Genomic DNA, 21938 nt, shown 5'->3' with positions numbered 1-21938 from the left:
GGAAGGCTCCGGCCACGGGAGCGGCCGGAGCCATGCGTTGCCTGAGGCCGGTCAGGCCCCCGCGCTCATCTCGTCGAAGCAGTCGATGACACGGGCGGAATAGACGAGCGCCGCCCCGGCATTGAGGGCGATCGCGACGCCGAGAGCCTCCGATATCTCTTCCTTGGTGGCACCGAACTTGACGGCGGCCTCGACATGGCTGGCGATGCAGCCGTCGCAGCGTGTCGTCACGGCGACCGCGAGGGCGATCAGCTCGCGGGTCTTGCCGTCGAGATGCACGGCCTTGTCGCCGGAGGTGGCCAGCGCGCTGTAGCCCTTGACGACCTCCGGCGCGGCCTTGCCGAGATCGCCGACGCGCTTCTTGACGTTGGCGCGGTATTCCTTCCATTTCAGCATTTTCAAGTCCTTTCGGGTTGGTCGTTCATTTCTTGCGTTGCGGGGTTTCGGTCGGGCCGCCGGTGTCGCGCCAGGCCGTGAAGCCGCCTTCGATATGCGCGGCGCGTTCCAGCCCCATCTCGAGCGCGGTCTGCGTCGCAAGCGCGGAACGCCATCCCGACGCGCAGTAGAAGACGAACTGCTTATCCTCGGCGAAGACGGGCTTGTGATAGGGGCTCTCGGGGTCGATCCAGAATTCGAGCATGCCGCGGGTGCAATGGAAGGCGCCGGGAATGCGCCCTTCCCGCTCGACCTCGCGCGGATCGCGCAGATCGACGAAGACGACATCGTCCCTGCCCTGCAACCCGAGCGCCTCGTCGACCGGCAGCGTGCGAATCCTGGCGCGCGCCTCTTCCAGCATCTGCTTGTAACCCTTCTTCATGCCTGCTCCTTCCCATTCGTTCGGGTGACGCGCGCCCTGTGGGCGGCGATCGTGTCGGTGACAGCGTCCAGCGCGGCCGGGTCCTCGATCGCGGCGGGCATCTTCCATTCCGCGCCGTCCGCGATCTTCTGCATGGTGCCGCGCAGGATCTTGCCGGACCGGGTCTTGGGCAGCCGGTCGACGACGAGAACCGTCTTCAACGCCGCCACGGGGCCGATGCGCTCGCGCACCAGCGCAACGATCTCGCCCTCGATGGCATCGGAGGCCCCGGCGTTCGCCTTGCGCACGACGAAGCCCCACGGCACCTGGCCCTTCAGCGGGTCCTCGACCCCCACCACTGCGCATTCAGCGACGGCGGGGTGGCTGGCGATGACCTCCTCCAGCGCGCCGGTGGACAGGCGGTGGCCGGCGACGTTGATGACATCGTCCGTGCGGGCCATGATGTAGACGTAGCCGTCCTCGTCGAGGATGCCGGCGTCCGCCGTGTTGTAGTAGCCGGGGAAGCGATCCAGATAGGCCGAGCGCATGCGGGCCTCGGCGTTCCAGAGCGTCGGCAGGCAGCTCGGCGGCAGCGGCATGCGGATCGCGACGTTGCCGAGCGTGCCGGCGGGCAGGACCTCGCCCTCGTCCGACAGGATGTCGATCGCATATCCCGGCATGGGAACGCCGGGCGAGCCGCGCTTGACGGGCAGCAGCCCGAGCCCGGCCGGGTTGGCGGTGATCGCCCATCCCGTCTCGGTCTGCCACCAATGGTCGATGACCGGCACCTGGAGCTTGTCCTCCGCCCAGGCGACCGAGTGCGGGTCCGAACGCTCGCCGGCCAGGAACAGGAAGCGGAAACGGCTGAGATCGTGGCGCTGCAGATGCAGGCCGTCCGGATCGTCGCGGATGATCGCGCGCAGGGCCGTCGGCGCGGCGAACAGCACCCTGACGTCGTGGCTGTCGATCACCCGCCAGAACGCGCCGGCATCCGGCGTTCCCACCGGCTTGCCCTCGTAGAGGACCGTGGCGCAGCCGGCGAACAGCGGCGCGTAGACGATGTAGGAATGGCCGACCACCCAGCCGATGTCGGACGCGGCCCAGAAGACCTCGCCCGGCCCGATCCCGTAGACCGCCTTCATCGACCAGTTGAGGGCGACGACATGGCCGCCTGTGTCGCGCACCACGCCTTTCGGCTGTCCGGTCGTTCCCGACGTCCGATGGCGACCGCGCGCGCGAATGGGGACTGCCGATCCCGGGCAGCGACGACGCCGCGATATTCCACCACATGAATCGCGGCAAGCGCAGCATAGCGCTCGACCTGACGAGCGGCGGCGATCGCGCGACGCTCGACCGGCTTCTGGCGGGCGCGGACGTGCTGTTCGTCCACGAGGACCCGGCCGCTCCGAGCGCCATCGACTGGCAGCGGACGGCACAGGAACACCCGCGGCTTGTCGTGTGCGAGATCAACGACATGGGGAGCCGCGGACGTTTCGCCGGCCTGCCGGGCTCCGAGCTCACCGTGCAGGCCATGTCGGGCTTTACCCGCTATGTCGGCGACCGTGGCGGCACGCCCTGCCGCGTCGGCTTCGAGATCGTCGGCCAGGCGACGGCGATGCACGCCTTCCAGGGCGTCGTCGCCGCGCTGATCGAGCGGGAAGCCAGCGGCAAGGGCCAGTATTTCGAGGTGAGCGCCCTCGGCAGCATCCTGTCGATGAAGACGATCCTTTTCGCGGCCCAGAGTGGCGGCACCGACGACTGGACGGGGTTTCATCTGAACGGCCCGCGCTGGCCGGCGGACACCGGCTGGGACGCCAGCGATGGCCAGGTCACCTTCGACTTCCGGCACGGGCAGCGCGCCGCCTGGGCCAGGTTCTGCGAGGCGATCGGCCTCGGCCATCTGGTGGACGACCCCGAATACGAGGACTGGCGTTCGACCATCTATCTCGGCGATCGGCGTTTCACCCATGGCGGGCCGTACCGCGAGGTCTTCGCCCGCATGACCTGCGCCGAGATCAGCAAGCTGATCAACGATCTCGGCGGCATATCGGTCAAGTTCCAGAACTACGCCGAGGTCCTCGACAACGAGCAGGTCAGGCTGCTGCAGCCGCTCGTCGATGTCGAGGACGGCCCCGACGCCGTCTCGCGCCAGATCGGCATTCCGTTCCGCTTCGAAGGCGAAACCCGGCGCGACGCGTATATCCGCGCGCCCCGCCTCGACGAGCACCGATCGGCAATTCTCGCCGAACTGGACCGGCCATGAACGACGCGTCGATCTCTTTCGATCTGGAGCCCCGACAGATGAGCAAGTTGAAAGGACCGTTGGCCGGACTGCGCGTGCTCGACGCGAGCATGGGCGCCGTCGGACCCTGGGCCGGCACCCTGCTCGGGCAGCTCGGCGCCGACGTGGTGAAACTCGAATCTCCGCAGGGAGACTTCATCCGCAACATCACGCCGCGCAAGAAAGGCCTCAGCACGACCTACGTGTCGATGAACTTCAACAAGCGCGCGATCGTCCTCGACCTGAAGCAGCCCGAGGAACGCGCGACCGCCCAGCGCCTTGCCGGGCAGGCGGACGTCTTCATCGAAAACTTCCGGCCGGGTGTCGCCGACCGGATCGGTGTCGGCTATGCCGAGCTCTCGGCCCTCAACCCCCGGCTCGTCTATGCCTCCGCCTCCGGCTTCGGCCGGGAGGGACCGATGGTCGGCGTCGGCGCGACCGATCCCCACCTTCAGCCGTTCACCGGCTCCTGCTCCGTCAACGGCGTGCCGGGAGGCAAGCTGCAGCGCTGGCGCTGGTACGGGCATTTCGACTGCACGACGGCGATGTGCATCGTCGAAGGCGTGCTCGCCGCCCTGCTCCAGCGCAGCAAGACCGGCAAGGGCAAGCTGGTCGAGGTGACGATGATCGAAGCCTCGCTGACGTTGCAGCGCGTGCGGATCGCCGAGCACCTGTCGGGCTCGACCCCGACCCCGATGGGCAGCGCCGTGACCTATCTCGTGCCCGACCAGGCGTTCCGGACCCAGGACATTCCGCTTGCGGTCACCGCCAGCTCGCGGCGCGAATGGCGAGCGCTCTGCAACGCGATCGGCCGGCCCGAACTCGCCGACGATGCCCGCTTCGCCCGCAATCCGGACCGCATCCGCAACCGGGCCGCGCTGATCGAGATCCTCGATGCCGCGTTCATCACCCACCCCGCGCAGTACTGGCTCGACCTCCTGCGCCGCTCCGGCGTGCCGGCGGCGCTGTTCACCGGCTACGACGAGTTCCGCCACAACGTGCACTATCTCGAGAACGAGATGCTCACGACCTTCCAGACGAAGGACTGGGGCGCGATCGACGTTGCCGGCGTGCCGTGGCGTTTCGAGCGGACGCCCGGAGAGCTGCGCCCCGGCGCGCAGCCCGGCGCGCACACCGCCGACTTCGCCGACGGCTCCTGGCCGGCACCGGCAGGCTCGTGACGGACGGATCCCGGCGATGAGCTATCTGCCCGAAGGTACGCCCCTGCCCACGCCCACGCCGGACGATCAGGCGTACTGGGATTTCATCGACGGGCGCGAACTGCGCATCCAGCGCTGCGCCGAATGCGCCCGCTTCCGCCACCCGCCGATGCCGAACTGCCCCCATTGCCGCAGCTCCCGGTTCGACTGGCGGCCCGTATCGGGCACGGGCACGGTCTTCACCTACACGATCGTGCGCCATGCCGCGCATCCCGCGCTCACGGATGCCCGGCTGGTCGTTGAGGCGGGGCCCGGAACCGGAAAGACAGCCGTCGCCTGCGCGCGCCTCGCGCACCTGATCAACGAAGAGGATATCGAGGCCAGCAATACCTGGATGATCAGCTTCACGCGGACAGCGGTGGCGGAAATCCGTGCACGGCTGCATTCCTACGTTGGCGATGCAGCCTTTGCCATCCGGATAGCGACCATCGACTCGCATGCGTGGTCCATCCACTCCGGGCACGACCCGAATGCGAGGCTGACCGGTTCCTACGAAGAGAACATTACCCGCGTCATCGAGCTGTTGAAGTCTGATGAGGACGTGGCAGACGAACTGGCGCAGATCGAGCACGTCGTCATTGACGAGGCGCAGGACCTCGTTGGGCAGCGAGCGGATTTGATCGAAGCTCTGGTGAATCGGCTGCCTTCGGACTGCGGAGTCACGGTGTTCGCCGACGAGGCCCAGGCGATCTATGGCTTCTCCGACGACAGCATCGGACGCCGCAAGGGGGGAGCCTCAAAACCTGGCAAGCCGCTCCTCGACCGCTTGCGAGGCGTTAAGGCACTCGGCTTCACCAATTTTGTCCTCAAGGAGATTTATCGCACGTCCTCCCCCGGGCTTCGCAAGATCTTCTCCGAGTTACGGAGTGATGTGCTCGACAAGCAAAAACACCGCGACGGGTTGCACGGCCAGACAGCGGAGAGAATCCGGGCGCTGGCGGACCAGCAAGGGCTGAAGTGGACGCAAATGAAAGTTGCGGACTTCACGAGCGATGACCTCTTGCTCTTCCGAACTCGTGCTGAAGTCCTGATGGCATCGCAATTCTGTGACCTTCCACATCGGCTGCGCCTGTCAGGATATGGGGTAACGCTGCCAGCATGGCTGGCGATCTGTTTCGCGGATTTTGTTGACCCGTTTAGTGCCGAACGACGCTTTCTGGATCTCTGGGCGGCGCGCATCGAGAACAAGGCTGCGCCGCATTATGGTCCAGCTGAAGCCTGGCAACACCTCATGCGCGTTGCCGGCCGCAAGGACGGCGCTGTTGATATGCAGAGGCTGAGAAAGCGCCTAGGCCAGACCCGCCCCCCTGTCGAGTTGAGGCTGCCGCTAATGCGCCGTCTATTCTCTTCATCGACGAATTTGACGGCATCTCGAAACGTTCCTCGGATAACCGATCCCACGAGGATTATTGGAACAGTGTCGTCAATCGACTGCTGGAGCTTCTGGACGGCACGTCGAATTCGACGGGCGTCATCGTCGTCGGCGCCGCCAACAATCCAGGCAAACTTGGCCTTCACCCAATAGCTGACATTTGAGCTGGTGCACGCCAAACGCGGCTATGCGCCCCAAGATCAGCGTTCGCCTGAAGCGAAGGTCGAGGCCGGTGATCATAACGTATCCGGCGCGCTAGCGCTTACTCAGCTGTCTGTCACGTGCCGAAGAAGGCGAGCACCAGTAGGACATGCCACAGTGCACTTCTCGACCCACGCGAGTTACTACTTTAGACTACCTACGGTGAAAGTGGGGGAATCATGCGACCTACAGCAATTGACCTTTATTCCGGATGTGGCGGAATGTCGGCCGGGGCCGCAGCAGCTATCCCCGATCTTGAGATCAGGTGGGCGCTCGATATCGACGCGAATGCCGCACGCACCTTCAGGAAAGCTCATCCGAAAGCCGTGGTCGATTGCTGCGACGTCTCCCTCGTTACCGCCGCCAATGTCGTTGAGCGAGCTAGCATCGAAAAGATCGACTGGTTCTTCGCGGGACCGACATGTCAGGCTGTGAGCACGATGGGCGTTTTCCACCTGGAAGATGCGCGCAACGCCCTGTTTGTCCATTTCATCAGGTTGCTGGACGGCTTCACGGCAGCCGGACGAAAGCCGCGTCGTGTCGTGATGGAGAACGTTCCAGGCGTTGTCTACGGTCGCAACCTCGTCATCGTCAAGGAGCTGTTTAAGCTTTTCGAGGATCGAGGATATCACGTCTTCGCGGATGTCGTGAACATGGCTGACTATGGCCTACCGCAGCTCCGCAATCGCTTTATCCTGGTCGCGACAGTTGATGAAATTCCCGCCACGTTTCCCAGGCACACCCACGCACCCATCGCCACGGAGGATCTGCGGGAATATGTGACGGTGCGGGAGGCGATTGGTGACCTTACGGAAGATGTGGACACCAATGCCGTAGCGAGGCTTTCAATCGCCGGCGACCCGACACCTTTCCAGACCTTCGTCCGCGACGGATCGGGGTTGGCGCCTAACCATCACGCGAGTAATCTCTCCGAGATCAATCGGAGACGCGTCGCGAATGTCCCGCAGGGCGGCTGCTGGAAGGATATCCCACCGGAACTTCTGCCGGATCGGTTCCGACGCGTGCGCCTAACCGATTACGCCACGCTTTATGGTCGCCTTCATGAGGCTGTCCGGCGTCAGCACTGATGGGACCAAATCGGCTTAACTGAGAACGGAGGATTTCTGGTTCATCGTAGCCTTTCAAAGGAGCGAAGATGAGACAGAAATCCGGAACCGGGAAAGCGCCGGCAGAGCAGGTCATCAAAGACATCCGCCGCGCAACCCGCAAGCAATATTCGGCCGAGGAGAAGATCCGCATCGTGCTGGAGGGCTTGCGCGGCGAAGAGTCGATCGCGGCGCTGTGCCGGCGCAGGGGATCGCGGAAGCCTTTATTACACCTGGTCGAAGGAATTCCTGGAAGCCGGCAAGCGGCGGCTTGCCGGGGATACGGCGCGCGCCGCCGCCAGCGACGAGGTGAAGGTTCTGCGCAAGGAGGCGCGCGATCTCAAGGAGGTCGTCGCCGAGCAGGCGCTGGAACTGCGGATTCTTAAAAAAAGCATGATTGCGGATGGAGGCGACATTAGCGAATGAGATACCCCGCATCCGAGAAGCTGGAGATCATTCGGCTCCGTCGAGCAGTCGCATCTGTCGGCGCGGCGCACGCTGCAAAAACTCGGTATTCCGCGCTCGACCTTCAATCGCTGGTATGACCGTTTCTGGCCGGCGGTGTCGATGCGCTGGAGGATCGCAGGCCCCGGCGAACGGGTCTGGAACCGCATCCCCGAGGAGAAACGCGATCAGATCATTGAGCTGGCGTTGAACGAGCCGGAGCTGTCGCCACGGGAACTGGCGGTCACCTTCACCGACACGAGGGGCTACTTCGTCTCAGGATCCTCCAGTCTATCGCCTGCTCAAGGCCCACGACCTGATCACCAGCCCCGCCTTCATCGTCATCAAGGCCGCCGATGAGTTCCACGACAAGACGACGGCGCCCAACCAGCTCTGGCAGACCGACTTTACCTACTTGAAGGTGATCGGCTGGGGGGTGGTTCTACCTGTCGACCGTGCTCGACGACTTCTCTCGCCCCATCATCGCCTGGGCTGCACCACGATGAAGGCCGAGGACGTCACCGACACGCTGACCATCGCGCTGCAGGCTTCTGGCTGCGACAGCGCCGGGTGGTGCAGCGGCCGCGGCTGTTGTCCGACAACGGCCCCTCTTACGTCTCTTCCGACCTGGCCGCATGGCTATCCGACAAGGGCATGGAACATACGCGCGGGAGCGCCCTGCCATCCTCAGACCCAAGGCAAGATCGAGCGATGGCACCAGACGTTGAAGAACCGCATCCTGCTCGAAAACTACTTCCTGCCGGGTGATCTCGAGCAGCAGGTCGCGGCGTTCGTCGATCACTACAACCACCGCCGCTACCACGAGAGCCTCGACAATCTCACCCCTGCCGACGTCTACTTCGGGCGCGGCGATATCATCACGCTGGAAAGGGAAAGGATCAAACGCAAAACCATCAAACAGCGCCGCTTGCTTCATCGAGATGCAGCGGCCTAATGTGACAAACCTGATGGACCAGAGCCTCCGTTAGCTCACGCCGCCTGTTGTCCCAAAAACCCTGACGACGGACAAATCCGCTCCTGCGGCAAATCTCCCGGATCGATAAATGTTCTCGAAAATGCCAGCGTCGGATCACGCTCAATAACGCCATGTCGATCACTCCATAGCCCCCGCTGAAAACACGCGGGGTAAGGTTCAAACATGGGTCACTTCTCGATGGAAATATCCGCTAATCCCGGGTCAGTTCCTGGTGGAAATCAACAGGGAAATGTCTTTGTCAGTCCAAATGGCAGTTCGCTAGAGGTTGTCCACGATTCATGCGATCAAGGGCGAAGCCCGCGACGCAACGCTGATCCTCGAAACCAAGTTCCCCACGCTGTTCGATAGCGAACAGATGGTTCCCTTTCTGGTCGATCTTGATCTGCAACCAGTGTTCGATCCAGAGCACCCGAAAACCGCCGCATCGAATCGCGCGACATTCATGAAGAGAACCTATGTCGCTGCCAGTCGAGCACCGCCATCTCGTTTGCATCGCAATGCGCCGAGACCGCCTTTCTGCCGAACAGAAGACCGCCCTACTGGCTAGGGCGCGACTGGGAGGAGGCCCTATACCGCTCTGCGACCTTGCTGGTTGCGGCAAGCCCGTGCGCAATCGTCATTTCGGTGCCGGCCGCAATCCTGTCGGCGCTGTCGGCGGCCGCTCGCGGCGGAGTGCTGTTCAAGGGCGGGGCCGCTCTCGAAACCCTCGCTGCAGTCGACACATTCGCCTTCGACAAGACAGGAACGTTGACGTCCGGGAGGGCATCGGTCACCGGGGTTGTCGCGCTTGACGGTGACGAATGGAGTTTCCTGTCCCTGCTCGCGGGAATCGAAGCGCAGTCGGAACATCACAGCGCGGCGGCTATCCGCGAGGAGGCCGCCGGCCGCGGCATCAAGCCTGTCCATGTGAAGGAGGCAACTACCCGCCCGAGCGCCGGCGTGGTCGGCAGGGATGGGGAGAGCCAGGTGTGGGCAGGCAATCCGCGCCTCGCCGCACAGATGGGCGCATCCATCGACGATCCGATGCTAAAAGCGCTCGCCGCCGACACGCAGACGGTCATCTATGTCGGGCGGGATTCACAGGTCATGGGAGCTGTGACCATCGCGGACCAGGCCCGCACAACGTCCGGTCCGGCGCTGGCAGCCCTGCGTGACGGAGGCGTCAGGCAGATCGTCATGATGACGGGCGACCGACGTCCGGTAGCCTTGCGCATAGGAAAGGAACTCGGCCTGAAGCCCGAGGAGATCCATGCCGACATGCTGCCGCAGGACAAGGTCCGGGTGACAGGCGAACTGGCTTCCATGGGCAAGGTCGCCTTCGTCGGCGACGGCGTCAACGACGCCGCAGCCTTGGCGCGCGCCGATGTCGGGATCGCCATGGGAGCGGCGGGATCGGACGTTGCACTCCAGGCCGCGGACGTGGCTCTTTTGTCAGAGGACATGGGGCGGCTTGCGGAGGCGCATCGTCTGGCGCGGCGCACCTCGCGGGTCATCCGTCAGAACCTCGCTTTCGCCATGGGGGCCATGGTGATCCTCGTGACAGGTGGCCTGTTCTTCGAGCTTCCTCTCCCCCTTGCCGTGATCGGTCACGAAGGGGGAACCGTCTTGGTGGTGCTCAATGGGCTGCGCCTGCTCAGGGACCCGATCCGCCGCGGAGAAAGGAAGCTGCCGTCGGAAAAACGGCCCGCCCCGGCCAGCACAGGGATGCCTCTCCCGCGGCAAGCGTACCGCAGACAAGTACCGCGCCAAGGGCGGTAGCAGACGGGTCCTCGAACCGTTGTCCGTGTCCCAAGGTCCTGTTCAGCGTGCCATGCCCGTCAGGTCGTTGCCCAGCGCCTTCGAGATGTCTTCTGCGGAATCGTAGAGGAGTTGTAGCGCATAGTGCGGGTTGTGGACATGGATTCCCGCATCCGCCCCGACGAACTTCCAGTTGTACGCCGCCTTCAGCAGTCTGGGTGTCCAGCTCGCATAGGCGACCGGCGCGCCCTCACGCTGGTCGGCCCGGCCGTCGGCATTGTGATCGGCGAAGAAGTACGGGTGCCGTCCGCCGTCATAGACCAAAGGAGTTCCGGCCATCTCGCGGGCGTAGTCCTGGATGAGCCTGAACAGCCGCTGCCTGTTTGCCACGATGTCTGCGTGAATTCCTTTCGAAAGATCGCCGCTGCCGTCGAAGCTTTGCCGGGAGATGCGGATTGCCTTGGGGTCACCGGTCTCATGGCAGCCGAGGCAGGTTTGCTCCGCGACGGTGAGATTATGCGGCTCATGGCAGGAGATGCAGGTCGCCACGGGCCGCGCATGGAAGAAGCGCGGCTCGTACTGTTTGCCGGGGTAGTGATAGCCGAGCACGCCGTCGCCGCCGAGCAGCGTTGCTGCGGCAATTGCATAATGCGGATTGACGAAGCCGAGTTCAGGATTGACCTCGTCGTCCGGAGAGGCTCCGACCGCCCTCTCGATGGTCGCCGTGGAAGCGCGTCCCTGATGGCACGTCATGCAGGCGCCTTCGTAACCCGTCACCGGGTGAAGTCCTCCGGAAGGCAGCTGGATCTCAGTCAGGCTGCGCAGCCCCGTATGATGGCACGTATCGCAATCGACGACGCCGCCGACGGGAACCGGGGTCTGCGGCAGACCCGGTTCACTCCCGTCGAAGCCGTAGAGCGAACGGAACCCAGCGCCCGAATGGCAGGTTGCGCACACTGGAGGGATCTCTCCTGCGTCGTTCCAATGCGCGAAGGATTCGGAATGGGCGTTGGCGTGCCCCGAACGCGCCCACTGCGTGATTTCCTCTATGTTCGGCATTCGCTCCGGCGTCTGGCCGATCGCAGAGGCCGCGATGAGGAACCCCAGCGGCAGAGCTGTTAGCAGCAGAACATGTCGTATCCGCATCGGCTATCCCCGCTTGGCTTGAACGGTGGAATGCTCTTTAATGCAAACCGCATTGTCAAGCTGAGCAGTGTCCGATTAGCCACCGCAATCAGTTGAGGGAGGCGTTCCATTCTGCGTCTGCTGGATAGAGGGCTCAAACTGCCTGTGCCGACACCGCAGCCCTGGCCGCAGGCTGTGGAGACGGTAATCACCGCCGAAGCGGGCCTGAACCTCGACCCGCTCATCGACATGCGCATGGAGGCGTTGGTGCAGCCGGGCGACAGTGTCGGGCTCGGATCGCCGATCCTGAAGGATCGAAGGCACCCGGAATGGGTCGTCACCGCACCCATGAGCGGCCGCGTCGCGCAACTCGAGCTGGGCAGCGGGCGGCGGCAGGCCAACCTGCTGATCCATCATGACGAGAAGGTGAAGCCGCACCAGTTCGACATCCATGCAGCGCGCGCGGAATGCGACAGCAAGAGCGGCAGCAACGCCTTGCGCGAGCTGCTTCAGTCCTCCGGCCTGTGGATGCGACTCCGGTCACGTCCGTTCGGCAGGGTTCCGGCCGGGGATGCCATTCCTGCCATGATCATGGTGATTGCGGTGGACACGAGGCCGCTCGCGCCGGACCCACGCCTCGCAGTCGAAGGCGAGGCATTGGATCACCTGAAGCTCGGCCTGCAGGCGCTGGCAGCCCTGTTCGACGGCCCGATACGGTTCTACCAGGACGAGGGCCCAGCCATCGTGGAAGAGAGCGATCGGGTCACGATCGCGAGGGCCGGGCCGCTGCATCCTGCCGGACTCGCAGGCTCCTTTATCCGTCGAGAAGTCCGTTCCGGACAAGACCTGAATATCTGGGAGATAACGGCAGAGGATGTCGCCGACATTGGCTACCTGCTTTCGGAGGGCTCCTTGGCGCCGACCCGGCTCGTGTCGGTTGCCGGCCCGGGATTGCGCGAGACGCGGCTCGTGCGCTGTCAGCCGGGGGCGGACCTTCGGGAACTATGCTACGCGTATATGTCACCCGGTCCCCGCTCCATCCTGTCCGGTTCGGTGCTGGAGGGACGGGAGGCGCGCTGGCTCGGCTGGCGTGACCGACAGGTGACCGTCCTCGAACGCCACGATGCCCATCCGCAACCACACTGGCTGGAAGGCGCCCTGCGCCGGGCTTCACGTCCGGAGCCGATCATCCCAACATCCGCGGTGGAACACGCGCTTGGCGGGCCGATGCCGGGCATGGCGCTTCTGCGGGCCCTGGCGATAGGCGATGACGAGGCCGCCGCGGAACTGGGGGCGCTGGCAATGCTGGAGGAGGATCTGGCCCTGGTCGATTATGTCACCGCCGCCTCGCCGCGTTTCACCGATCTCCTGCGTGCCTGTCTCGACAGGATCGAGGCGATGACATGATCCGCGGCATATGGAACCGCGAGACGGTGGCAATGGTCTGGGTCGCGGCAGCGCTGCCGCTTGCCGTCACCTGGTTGCTGGCAGAGGTAAACGCAGGCGCGCTCAGGCTGATCTTCGTGCTTATCGTGGGGGGACTGTGCCAGGCCCTGTTCACCGTCATTCGTGCGCAGCCGCCGAGCCTGGCAGGTCTCGTCTCCGCGCTCCTGATCGCGATGCTCGCTCCGCAGGTCGGGCCGCTGCAGTTCGTTATCGGTATCGCCTTCGGCTTCGTGTTCGGCGAACTCGTCTTCGGCGGCTGGGGGCGGAGCGTTCTCAGCCCGGCGGTCGTCGCCATCACCTTCTTCGGCTTCGCCTTTCCCACGGGCACGTGGCCGCATCTGCCGGTGCAGATCGGATGGGCCACGATCCCGGCTGCGGGCCTGCTGCTTGCATTCGGCGTGCTGCCATGGCGGGCGCTCGCAGGCGCGGTCATCGTGCTTGTGGCCGCCGGGGGGTTCACGCTGGACCTTCTTGGAAGTGCGGTCGCCGTCGTCCTGGTCTTCATCCTGTGTGATCCTGCCACCTGCGCCTCCTCGCCTCTTGGACGCTGGCTGGCTGGCGCCCTTTTCGGTCTGCTCGTTGCCCTGTTCGCGTCGGTCTGGCCGGCACCGACGACACAGATGGGAGTCTCCGCAGCGTTGCTGGTTTTGCTGTCAATGCCTCTCCTCGACGAGTTGGCGGTCGCCCTCTGGCGCGCCCGCAGGAGGTTCCGCCATGGCTGACTGGAACCCGATCAGGCTTTGGCGGAACATCCTGGCGCTGCCGAACGAGAGCCGCACGAAGACGATCGCGGTCGCCTTTCTGGCCTCGATCGTCTGCGCGGCGATGGTGACGGGAGCCACCGTGATCCTGCGGCCGATCCAGGCGCAGAACCGCGCGATGGAGCAGCAGGCAAGGCTCGAAGCCTTGCTCGCGGAGATCCCCGGCCTCGCGGAGATCCTCGCGGGTTCAAACGATGCCGCCCTCTCCACCGTCGTCGTCGATCTGCCCCGTGGAGAGGCAGCCACGGAGGTGACACCGGAGAACCTCGCGGATGCCTTGGGCGACTCGGCGAACTGGACCGAACTTTCGCCACAGGAGGATATCGCCGGGCTCGGCAACCGTGCCGATCTCAAGCAGATCTACTTGCTGCGGGGTGCGGAGGAGGAAGTGGAACTCGTCATCCTGCCGATCAGCGGCACTGGCTACGGTGGGCCGATCGAGGCGATGATCGCCATAGGCGACGACATGAACACGGTCGCCGCACTGGCGATCATGTCCCATGCCGAAACGCCTGGCCTGGGCGCCCGCATCGATGAGCCCGCCTGGCGCCAGCAGTTTGCGGGCAAGCCGATTGCCGACGAGACGGGAACGCCGCGCCTGGCCGTCGCACGCGGTGCGGCCACTACCGAGTTCGAGGTCGATGCCATCACGGGTGCGACACGCACCAACAACGCGATCACCAGAATGCTCCAGTTCTGGCTCGGTCCGCTGGGCTACGGCCCGGTTCTCGATGCGATACGGCGGGGGGACTTCTGATGAAGCTGTGGAGCACCTTCACCGATCCGATCCTGCGCCAGAACCCGGTGACGCTGCAGATCCTCGGCATTTGTTCGGCCCTGGCGGTCACCACAACGCTCGCGGCTGCGGTCACCATGTCCCTCTGCCTCACCGCGGTGGTGGTGGCTGCTTCCGGGATCATCAGCACCATCCGCAGACACCTTCCCTCATCGATCCGGCTGATCGTGCAGATCATCATCGTGGCCTCGCTGGTGATCGTCGTGGACCAGGTCCTTCAGGCCTTCTTCTTCGAGATGAGCCAGCGGCTGTCGGTCTATGTGAGCCTCATCGCCACCAACTGCGTCGTGCTCGGCCGCACCGAGTCCTTCGCCCTCCACAACCGCGTCCTGCCATCGATGACCGACGCGCTGGGCAACGGGCTGGGCTACTCCCTCATCCTGGTGATCATCGGCAGCGTCCGGGAACTGTTCGGCCACGGGACCTTGCTGGGCTACAGCATCCTCCCGACGGTCGACCGGGGCGGCTGGTTCGAGCCCTTGCCCCTCATGCTTCTGGCGCCCAGCGCCTTCTTCCTGCTTGGCGGTCTCGTCTGGCTCATCCGCAGCATGATGCCCGAACAGGTGGAAACGCCAGAGCACGAACTTGCGCCCGCCGAGGAGGTGCCGGGATGAGCGAGCTGGGCGCTCTTTTCATTCGCTCGGCCTTTGTCGAGAACATGCCGCTGACGCTGTTTCTTGGCCTTTGCACCTTCCTCGCGCTGTCGCGCAGACCCGGCACCGCAATCGGGCTCGGATTGGCAGTCGTTGCGGTGATGGGCGTTACCGTGCCGCTCAACCACCTGATCTTCCAGTATGTGCTTGCACCCGGCGCCTGGGCATGGGCTGGCCTGCCGGATCTCGATCTGCGCTATCTGCGGCTTCTCACCTTCATCGGCGTGGTCGCAGCCGCGGTGCAACTCGTGGAAATGGTGCTCGACCGCAGCTTCCCCGCGCTGTTCGCCACCTTCGGCGTGTTCCTTTCGCTGCTGGCGGTTCACTGCGCCATCCTCGGCGGCAGCCTTTTCATGGCCGAAAGGAACTACAGCCTGGCCGAAAGCACCGTCTTCGGCCTCGGCGGCGGCACGGGGTTCGCGATCGCGGTTATCATGCTGTCGGCCATCCGACGGCGGCTAGCCTATGCCGACATGCCGGACGGGCTGCAGGGACTGGGCATCGCCTTCATCCTCACGGGCATGCTGTCGCTTGGCTTTTCCACTTTCGCGCAGATGGCGCAGCCATGATCGAGGTTCTCCTCGGAAGCGGCCTAATCGTCGTACTGATCCTGGGGCTTTCGCTGGGGCTGCTGGCAGCGCGGTCTCGCCTGATCCCCGACACGGCGCTTCGCGTGCGGGTGAACGACACCCAGACGATCGAGGCCAAGCGAGGCGCGAAGCTGCTGGAGGTCCTGCACGGTGCCGACATCCCCATTCCGGCCGCCTGCGGAGGCAGCGGCACGTGCGGGCAGTGCCGCGTCACGGCCACCGGGGAGGGCGCAGGGCAGTTGCGTTCCACCGAACTGGGGCTGCTTTCAGCGCAGGAACGCCGCAACAATGTGAGACTCGCCTGCCAGATCGCACTGCGCGGATCCGTCGATGTCGCCGTGCCGCCCGAAATCATGTCGGCCGAGACCTTCACCGCCTCGGTCGTCAGCAATCGCATGCTCGCGCCGCTCATCCGTGAACTGGTGCTGAAGCTTCCGGAGGGGCGAGACCTTTCCTTCCGTGCCGGCGGCTTCATGCTGCTGACGGCGCCGCCCTACGAGCTCGATTTCTCGCGCCTGGAGATCGATCCCGCGCACGAGACGGCCTGGCGCATTTCCGGCTGGTCGCAACTTCGCTCGCTCGTAACGGAGCGTACCAGCCGCGCCTACTCGATCGCCAATCGTCCGGAAGACCACGGCCTGCTGGTGCACAATATCAGGCTGGCCGTCCCTCCCGCCGGCCGCGAAGGAGACATCCCCCCGGGGATCGTGTCGTCCTATCTCTTCGGGCTGAAGCCTGGTGACGAGATCGAGGTTTCCGGACCCTTCGGCGAGTTTCATGTCCAGCCGACTGAACGGGAGATGGTCTTCGTCGGCGGCGGCGTCGGCATGGCGCCGCTGCGCGCCATGATCCATGAGCAGCTGGCGCTCGGCACCAGCCGGCGCATCTCCTATTTCTACGGCGCGCGCTCCCTTGCCGACCTCTTCTATGCCGAGGAATTCGAGAAGCTGGCGTCCGGGCATGAGAACTTTAGCTGGACAGTCGCACTCTCGGACCCTGCTCCCGGCGACCGATGGCGAGGCGAGACCGGCTTCGTCCATGAGGTTCTCGCCAGGACGATGCGCGACCATCCGGCGCCCGAGGACTGCGAATACTATCTCTGCGGTCCACCAGTGATGATTTCAGCGGTGCTGTCGACGCTTGACGATCTCGGCGTGGAGCCGCACTCCATCTTCAACGACGATTTCGGGATCTGAAGGACATGAGCCATCGCCGTCCCACTCGACGCCAGTTACTCGTCGGCGCGGCAGCCGCATCCGTGCTGTTTCCTACGCCGACGATTGCCAGATCGGTCAGGCCAGTGACCAGGATCGGCGGTCCCGCCTTCGGCACGCGCTGGAATCTTACAATCCGGTTGGGAGCCGACGCGGAACTTCTCGCGGGGGTCGTCTCGGACATCGTCGAGCATGTCGACCGACTGATGTCTCCCTGGCGCGCCGACAGCGTGATCAGCGATTTCAACCGACACCAGGACACCGGGTGGATGCAGGTCGGCGACGAGATCGCCCGCGTGATGAATAGTGGGCAGGCCGTGCATCATCAGAGCGGCGGCGCGTTTGACGTGGCAGTAGGCCCGCTGGTCGCGCGCTATGGCTTCGGGCCGATCCAGGCCGCGCCGCCGCCGGCGGAGGCGGCATTCTCCGTTTCGGAGGACGCGCTTGCCAAGTCACATCCTTCCCTTACCGCAGATCTCTGCGGAGTCGCCAAGGGCTATGCCTTGGACCAGATTGTCCATGCCATCTCCCGCCTGGGCGAGAAGGACTTCGTCCTGGATCTTGGGGGCGAGATATCGACACGTGGTCTCCATCCCGATGGTCGCGGCTGGCAGGTTGCCGTCGAGGATCCGCGGCCGTTCACGGCGGGCGCAGCCGAGATTGTGGCACTTGCAGATATGTCGATCGCCACGTCCGGAGACAGGCTCAACGCCTATGCTATCGGCAACCGACGCTTCAGCCACGTCATCGATCCGCTGAAAGCCGCGCCCGTCGATGCCGCCACCGCTTCGGTCTCGGTGATCGCGGCTAGCGGGATGGTGGCCGATGCCTGGGCGACCGCGCTGATGGCGGCCGGAGCCGACGGTCCGGCCGTCGCGGAACGTAACGGGATCGACGCATTGTTTTTGCTGCGGGAGGGCGAAAGGCTGAGCCGGGTCTCGGTCGGGCGTTTCGACCAGCATCTGGCCTGAGGTTCGACATGGAACTGATCTTCGCATCTGCTCTCGTCCTGCTCGTGACCGCCGCCCTCGCAGTTGGAGCAATGCTGCGTGGGCAGCCGCTCCGGAACTCCTGCAGCGGCATGTCCTGCCTGCCTGACGATGCCCGTTGCGTCGGTTGTCCGAGACGGAACGCAGAGGATGCCGCGCGATGAGCGGGGTGATCGGCAGCATCATGCGGACAGACTTTCTCTCGCTGGACGCGGCCATGCCGATCCGCCACGCGGCCGGCCTGCTTCATGCGAATGGGCAAGAAGCCGCGCCGGTGCTGGACGAGGCAGGCCTTCTGGTCGGAATCCTGACACAGAAGGACTGCTTTCGGCCCGCCGTTCAGGCAAGCTACTATCAGCAATGGCGAGGGACGGTGGGCGAGCAGATGAGCAGCCCGGTCAAGACGATCGAGGCCGATGCCGACATCGTCAGCGCCGCCGAGATGTTCCTCGCAGAGCCTCACAGGGCTCTCCCGGTGCTTGAAGGCGGGCAGTTGGTCGGGATGCTGCGGCGCGAGGATGTGCTGGGGAGACTCCTGGAACTCGGATGACGGGACGACATTCTCAGTCGGCTCCAGACCGGCTGCAGGCACCTTGGAGCAGAGCGATAGGTCGGCATGGTGGTTTCCAGCATGGACGAGAGGGAATTGCGAGATCTTCTCACGGGCGGAGACCGGCGCTCCATCGGCAAGGTCGATGTGGTCCTGTCGAGGATCAAGGTTTCACCCTCATCGATCGACCCGTTACTTCGCCTTATTCGAGACATCGATCCGCTCGTTGGTATGCGTGCGGCTGACGCTCTCGAGAAGGCAAGCCGCGCGAACCCGGAAATTCTGGTGCGCCACAAACATTGCTTGCTCGGCGAGATAGCCGAGAACCCACAGCAAGAAATCAGATGGCACCTTCTGCAGATGCTGCCCCGTCTGCGGCTGACACCGTGAGAACGACGGCGCGCGTTCGAGATTGCGGATAATAGTCTACACCATCAAAGCCGCATCGTGGTGGCGGATGCTCTTTCAGCGATGTTCAAGCTGTCTGCTGGCGACCCTGATCTTATGCTGAGGGCAAGAGACCAGGCTCAACGTCTCAGCTCATCCTCTTCGGCAGCAGTGCGCACTAGGGCAAAGCGGCTCCTGGCAGGCAGCAGTTAGGTGCTCTGTCGAATGCGGGCGAACCAGAGCCCTACGCCACGGCTCCCACAGTGCCGGCCGAACATGGCCTCCGGCTCTGCCCTCGATGGAGGGCGGAAGAATGGCAGGTTTCGGGCGGCGATGGACGCACGCCGTATGGCGGCAATGAGGTCGTGAGCAGACGAGGCGAATTTTGCCCGCTTACCTGCCGCATGAAGGGCCGCTAACTGACCAACGCTCGCCAAAAGCAGACCATCCGGATACGGCCCCTGAACAGTAGTGTTCTACGGCGTTTCTCTTTCGGCCCCCTAACTGTCACTTTTCATGGCATGTTTCCCCCTGGCAGTGTCACCCTTTTGCCTTTCTTCGGGCGGCGCCCGCGTTTGTCACCAAAGCGGTCACCGCTCTTGCGACCAGCCCACGGTGGCGGCAACTTCTGCTCAACCCATGGCAGCAAACGGATCGGACGAGGCTCGAGATGATCGGTGATCGTCGGATATTTCAGGAGTATATTCTGCAGGAGCGGAAGACCTGCGGGATTGGTGTATCTCGTTGCCGTCTCGGTGTTGCCTAGGCGCCCGGAGAGGTCCTCGATGACACCCTCGGATACGCCTTCCTGTTTCAGGGTGTCTGCGAAGCCGTGTCGAAGTGAGGTGGACCCGCTTGGTGAGACAGTTTGGCGGCTTGGCTAAGGTGGATCGGGTTGGTTTTTACGCCGCCAATTTCTCCATCATTTCTGCCGTAGCATAGACCTCGTCGGGTGTCCTGCCGTCGAAGGTCGAGTGGGGGCGTCGCCGGTTGTAATAGTCGATCCATGAACCGATGCCAGCCCGGGCCTCACCGCCTGTCTCGAAGGCGTTGAGGAAGACGCACTCGTATTTGAGGCTGCGCCACAGCCGCTCGATGAAGACGTTGTCCATCCACCGGCCGCGCCCGTCCATGGAGATGCGGATGCCGGCATCCTTCAACGTCGTGGTGAAGGCGAAGCTGGTGAACTGGCTCCCCTGATCGGTGTTGAAGATGTCGGGCCTGCCATGGCGGGCGATCGCCTCTTCCAGAGCGGCGACGCAGAAGTCGGTATCCATCGTGTTCGACAGCCGCCAACCTTGGCCTTGAACTCGGCCGTAAACCGTCTGCGTGTCTTCATGCTGGATCGTCCTTTCCATCGGGCGATCCACCTTATGCCCCTGTCTCAGAAACCGGCACCACCTCTAAGTGCGTGGATGGGACGCTGCCATAGCTCATCTGGCATGCACTTCTTCGCAATGGGGACGAAGTCCTTGTAGAAGCGATCGCCAAGGTCCTGTGTTTTCCGGAAGGGCGAATATAGCTCCGGGAACAGCAGTTCGTGGCCTAATTCCTTGAGGCGAGTGACGTAGTCGAGGAAGTTCAGGCGCAGTAGTTCTGTCGGGACGGGCAGCATGCGCTCTGACTGGGTGTTTTTGACCGTGCGGTACTTGTTCGGTTTGATGTTGATCGCCCACCGCCCGCCTTCCAAGACGATATCGTTTACCATCAGACTGGCGAACTCGTTTCGTCGCGATCCAAGGTAGGTGAATAGCATCGGCAGGAAGTAGTTTGCCGAGTGAAACACCAGCTCCCCCGGTGTCTCGGGTTTGTCCGCGCTCAACTGTCCGGTGAAAATCGGTAAATCGAAGAGCGGGCGAACCTGGTCAGGGCCTGGCTTGACCTGTTGGTGGCGAACGTCGCCTCGTTTTGGTTTTCGCGGGCGCAGACTTTTTAGCGTCCAGTCTGCAATCGTGTAGTTGGACGCTTTGAGATGTGTCTGGAAATGAGTAAGGTTCCCAAGATGGCGCCGGATGGTTGTAGCCGCCAAACCAATTTTACCGGGCTTACCCTTCGCCTTTTCCTCCGCAACGATCCGGGCTGATTCTTCGCGCATGGCTTGCGTCGACAGGGTACGTAGGCGTGGACTTCTGCCCCAAGATGGGATCACTTGATTGAAGTGCTGTCTTAGCGCGGCCACGTGCGTCTGTGTTATCTGGCCGGAATGCATGACGCCGTGCTCTTCAAGGATGCCGCGGAATAGGTTGACAAGGACACGCGCGTCAGCGGCGGTTTCGGCGGTCCACTCCTTTCCCTTGTTGGCGATCATCTTGTCGACTTCCTCGTCAAACCTCGAAAGAGGAAGGTCAGTTCTGCCTGGAACCGCCGCGTCGTGAGCGGCAGTGGAGGCATCTACATTTGCTTGAGCGGGAGGCGCCGGGTTCGCGGGTGGCCGTTCGGCGAACGGGGTAGGTTGAACAGGCGCGTCGACCGTCCACAAGATCTGTGGCTTCGGTGGGGGCGGGACCGGAGGTGCTTCGATGGGCGAGGGGGCTGGCGGGCGCGATAGCTTGTTCAGGTTCGGCTTTCTAGAATCTTCGGCAGAGGCGAGAAGGGCGTCGGCGCGTGCGCGGAAGATTTCCTCGGACGCGGCATCGCGGTTCAAACCTGTGTCGTCCAGCCCGACCTGTGCCATCCGGTGAAGAACGTCTCTCAGAAAACGGCCGCGCGATTGTCCGCGCAGGTCAGCGCGCACGCCTTCGCTTTCGGATCGAAATGTCTCGGCGATCGCAGGGATGTCGTCCTCGCTCGCCCCTGCCTCGATCAGTGCCTCACGGACGTCTGACCCAGGTTCAAAATTCAGCGTGCCAGTTGGACCATAGGCTTCGAGCAGACGATATGCATATCCGACGTGTCGATCTGCATCTCGTTGTTCGGGATCGCGCAGCGACCCAAGCCGTTTGGCGCCGCGATCGAGGTTGTCTATCTCGGCGCGTACGGCCTCGCTTTCGAGCGCGAATATCTTTGCCAGCTGTTCCCTCGTCGCCATCCTCGCCCCCGGCAACAGTTCGATCTCCACAAGCAGGGCGTTAAGCCGCCGTGCCACGACGCTGGCGATCTTGCGGTCCGATAACCTAAGGCTCAGTGAAAGGCGGGTGTTCTTTCCAGCTGCCTCAAAACCGACGGGGATTCGCGCCCGCCAATAAAAGTTCGGACCTCTTCGGATGAGGTTTTCGACCTGGTGTCGACGCAGTCCCATTCGCCGTGCTCCCGCTTGGCCCGAGGCGAATGGGC

The 21938-nt window shown here is 63.8% G+C and carries 19 protein-coding genes and 4 pseudogenes; 17 read left to right on the top strand and 6 right to left on the bottom strand.

All coding sequences use genetic code 11. The features are described 5' to 3' along the window. Positions 1-51: 51 nt before the first annotated feature. The 3 genes and pseudogenes from M9945_RS05280 to M9945_RS05270 form a co-directional block, all read right to left on the bottom strand. Positions 52-396 (bottom strand): carboxymuconolactone decarboxylase family protein, encoded by a 345-nt coding sequence (locus tag M9945_RS05280; RefSeq protein ID WP_367943698.1) that lies wholly within the window; start codon positions 394-396, stop codon positions 52-54. Positions 397-421: 25 nt separating this feature from the next. After that, positions 422-817, bottom strand: coding sequence for a rhodanese-like domain-containing protein (locus M9945_RS05275; RefSeq protein ID WP_367943697.1), 396 nt, complete (start codon positions 815-817; stop codon positions 422-424). Next, positions 814-2013: pseudogene (locus tag M9945_RS05270) on the bottom strand (AMP-binding protein); the annotation flags it as partial. The pseudogene M9945_RS05270 and the gene M9945_RS05275, both read right to left, overlap by 4 nt. Between M9945_RS05270 and M9945_RS05265 the strand changes: the two are divergent. The 8 genes and pseudogenes from M9945_RS05265 to M9945_RS05230 all read left to right on the top strand — a co-directional run bounded on the left by M9945_RS05265 (position 1968) and on the right by M9945_RS05230 (position 10175). Beyond that, positions 1968-3059, top strand: coding sequence for a CoA transferase (locus M9945_RS05265; protein ID WP_367931655.1), 1092 nt, complete (start codon positions 1968-1970; stop codon positions 3057-3059). The pseudogene M9945_RS05270 and the gene M9945_RS05265 overlap by 46 nt on opposite strands. Before the next feature lie 38 nt (positions 3060-3097). Continuing rightward, the gene (locus M9945_RS05260) at positions 3098-4258 is read left to right on the top strand and encodes a CaiB/BaiF CoA transferase family protein (RefSeq protein ID WP_367943696.1); all 1161 of its coding nucleotides are present in this window, start codon (positions 3098-3100) and stop codon (positions 4256-4258) included. A 16-nt stretch (positions 4259-4274) separates the two neighbouring features. Beyond that, a pseudogene (locus M9945_RS05255) lies at positions 4275-4988 on the top strand (UvrD-helicase domain-containing protein); the annotation flags it as partial. Between the two features lie 650 nt (positions 4989-5638). After that, on the top strand, positions 5639-5833 hold the full coding sequence (locus M9945_RS05250) for an AAA family ATPase (RefSeq protein ID WP_367944769.1): 195 nt from the start codon (positions 5639-5641) through the stop codon (positions 5831-5833). 216 nt (positions 5834-6049) lie between these two features. Next, positions 6050-6958 (top strand): DNA cytosine methyltransferase, encoded by a 909-nt coding sequence (locus M9945_RS05245; protein ID WP_367931654.1) that lies wholly within the window; start codon positions 6050-6052, stop codon positions 6956-6958. Between the two features lie 68 nt (positions 6959-7026). Next, positions 7027-8375, top strand: a pseudogene (locus M9945_RS05240) (IS3 family transposase). Positions 8376-8682: 307 nt separating this feature from the next. Further along, a complete protein-coding gene (locus M9945_RS05235) occupies positions 8683-8964 on the top strand; it encodes a hypothetical protein (RefSeq protein ID WP_367943695.1) in 282 nt (93 codons plus the stop codon). After that, positions 8856-10175: a heavy metal translocating P-type ATPase gene (locus tag M9945_RS05230; protein WP_367944768.1), complete on the top strand. Its 1320-nt coding sequence runs from the start codon at positions 8856-8858 to the stop codon at positions 10173-10175. Before M9945_RS05235 ends, M9945_RS05230 begins: the two co-directional genes overlap by 109 nt. A gap of 42 nt (positions 10176-10217) precedes the next feature. Here the strand turns inward: M9945_RS05230 and M9945_RS05225 are convergent, their stop codons facing one another. Further along, positions 10218-11300, bottom strand: coding sequence for a cytochrome C (locus M9945_RS05225; RefSeq protein ID WP_367943694.1), 1083 nt, complete (start codon positions 11298-11300; stop codon positions 10218-10220). 108 nt (positions 11301-11408) lie between these two features. Here M9945_RS05225 and M9945_RS05220 point away from each other — a divergent pair, with 108 nt between their 5' ends. From M9945_RS05220 to M9945_RS05180, 9 genes are all read left to right on the top strand, one after another. Further along, the gene (locus tag M9945_RS05220; protein WP_367944767.1) at positions 11409-12686 is read left to right on the top strand and encodes a Na(+)-translocating NADH-quinone reductase subunit A; all 1278 of its coding nucleotides are present in this window, start codon (positions 11409-11411) and stop codon (positions 12684-12686) included. Beyond that, positions 12683-13447, top strand: coding sequence for an RnfABCDGE type electron transport complex subunit D (locus M9945_RS05215; protein WP_367943693.1), 765 nt, complete (start codon positions 12683-12685; stop codon positions 13445-13447). Before M9945_RS05220 ends, M9945_RS05215 begins: the two co-directional genes overlap by 4 nt. Then, positions 13440-14243 carry an NADH:ubiquinone reductase (Na(+)-transporting) subunit C gene (gene nqrC, locus M9945_RS05210; RefSeq protein ID WP_367943692.1) on the top strand — a complete coding sequence of 268 codons (804 nt, stop codon included), beginning with the start codon at positions 13440-13442 and terminating at the stop codon, positions 14241-14243. Before M9945_RS05215 ends, nqrC begins: the two co-directional genes overlap by 8 nt. Next, the gene (locus M9945_RS05205) at positions 14243-14896 is read left to right on the top strand and encodes an NADH:ubiquinone reductase (Na(+)-transporting) subunit D (RefSeq protein WP_367943691.1); all 654 of its coding nucleotides are present in this window, start codon (positions 14243-14245) and stop codon (positions 14894-14896) included. Before nqrC ends, M9945_RS05205 begins: the two co-directional genes overlap by 1 nt. Further along, positions 14893-15504 carry an NADH:ubiquinone reductase (Na(+)-transporting) subunit E gene (gene nqrE / locus M9945_RS05200; RefSeq protein WP_367943690.1) on the top strand — a complete coding sequence of 204 codons (612 nt, stop codon included), beginning with the start codon at positions 14893-14895 and terminating at the stop codon, positions 15502-15504. Before M9945_RS05205 ends, nqrE begins: the two co-directional genes overlap by 4 nt. Further along, positions 15501-16721 (top strand): NADH:ubiquinone reductase (Na(+)-transporting) subunit F, encoded by a 1221-nt coding sequence (nqrF, locus tag M9945_RS05195; RefSeq protein WP_367943689.1) that lies wholly within the window; start codon positions 15501-15503, stop codon positions 16719-16721. Before nqrE ends, nqrF begins: the two co-directional genes overlap by 4 nt. 5 nt (positions 16722-16726) lie before the next feature. Then, positions 16727-17710, top strand: a complete 984-nt coding sequence (locus tag M9945_RS05190) for an FAD:protein FMN transferase (protein WP_367943688.1) — start codon at positions 16727-16729, stop codon at positions 17708-17710. A gap of 178 nt (positions 17711-17888) precedes the next feature. After that, a complete protein-coding gene (locus M9945_RS05185; RefSeq protein ID WP_367943687.1) occupies positions 17889-18278 on the top strand; it encodes a CBS domain-containing protein in 390 nt (129 codons plus the stop codon). A gap of 66 nt (positions 18279-18344) precedes the next feature. Further along, entirely contained in the window at positions 18345-18668 is a 324-nt protein-coding gene (locus M9945_RS05180; RefSeq protein ID WP_367943686.1) for a hypothetical protein, read from the top strand. An 899-nt stretch (positions 18669-19567) separates the two neighbouring features. Here the strand turns inward: M9945_RS05180 and M9945_RS05175 are convergent. After that, a pseudogene (locus M9945_RS05175) lies at positions 19568-19960 on the bottom strand (transposase); the annotation flags it as partial. Between the two features lie 89 nt (positions 19961-20049). After that, positions 20050-21903, bottom strand: coding sequence for a hypothetical protein (locus M9945_RS05170; protein ID WP_367943685.1), 1854 nt, complete (start codon positions 21901-21903; stop codon positions 20050-20052). Positions 21904-21938 lie beyond the last annotated feature (35 nt).

The sequence above is a fragment of the Aquamicrobium sp. genome, from assembly GCF_023954335.1.
In the GTDB taxonomy this organism is placed as follows: Bacteria; Pseudomonadota; Alphaproteobacteria; order Rhizobiales; family Rhizobiaceae; genus Aerobium.
Note: the sequence above shows the minus strand (reverse complement) of the source record. Positions and strands in the feature narration are given on the sequence as shown.

What these genes read in the sequence shown, in the direction of transcription:
- M9945_RS05275 (WP_367943697.1), bottom strand. Translation starts at nt 817, where the DNA reads ATGAAGAAGGGTTACAAGCAGATGCTGGAAGAGGCGCGCGCCAGGATT.
- nqrC (WP_367943692.1), top strand. Translation starts at nt 13,440, where the DNA reads ATGGCTGACTGGAACCCGATCAGGCTTTGGCGGAACATCCTGGCGCTG.
- M9945_RS05205 (WP_367943691.1), top strand. Translation starts at nt 14,243, where the DNA reads ATGAAGCTGTGGAGCACCTTCACCGATCCGATCCTGCGCCAGAACCCG.
- nqrF (WP_367943689.1), top strand. Translation starts at nt 15,501, where the DNA reads ATGATCGAGGTTCTCCTCGGAAGCGGCCTAATCGTCGTACTGATCCTG.
- nqrE (WP_367943690.1), top strand. Translation starts at nt 14,893, where the DNA reads ATGAGCGAGCTGGGCGCTCTTTTCATTCGCTCGGCCTTTGTCGAGAAC.
- M9945_RS05225 (WP_367943694.1), bottom strand. Translation starts at nt 11,300, where the DNA reads ATGCGGATACGACATGTTCTGCTGCTAACAGCTCTGCCGCTGGGGTTC.
- M9945_RS05260 (WP_367943696.1), top strand. Translation starts at nt 3,098, where the DNA reads ATGAGCAAGTTGAAAGGACCGTTGGCCGGACTGCGCGTGCTCGACGCG.
- M9945_RS05215 (WP_367943693.1), top strand. Translation starts at nt 12,683, where the DNA reads ATGATCCGCGGCATATGGAACCGCGAGACGGTGGCAATGGTCTGGGTC.
- M9945_RS05180 (WP_367943686.1), top strand. Translation starts at nt 18,345, where the DNA reads ATGGTGGTTTCCAGCATGGACGAGAGGGAATTGCGAGATCTTCTCACG.
- M9945_RS05280 (WP_367943698.1), bottom strand. Translation starts at nt 396, where the DNA reads ATGCTGAAATGGAAGGAATACCGCGCCAACGTCAAGAAGCGCGTCGGC.
- M9945_RS05245 (WP_367931654.1), top strand. Translation starts at nt 6,050, where the DNA reads ATGCGACCTACAGCAATTGACCTTTATTCCGGATGTGGCGGAATGTCG.
- M9945_RS05190 (WP_367943688.1), top strand. Translation starts at nt 16,727, where the DNA reads ATGAGCCATCGCCGTCCCACTCGACGCCAGTTACTCGTCGGCGCGGCA.
- M9945_RS05185 (WP_367943687.1), top strand. Translation starts at nt 17,889, where the DNA reads ATGAGCGGGGTGATCGGCAGCATCATGCGGACAGACTTTCTCTCGCTG.
- M9945_RS05170 (WP_367943685.1), bottom strand. Translation starts at nt 21,903, where the DNA reads ATGGGACTGCGTCGACACCAGGTCGAAAACCTCATCCGAAGAGGTCCG.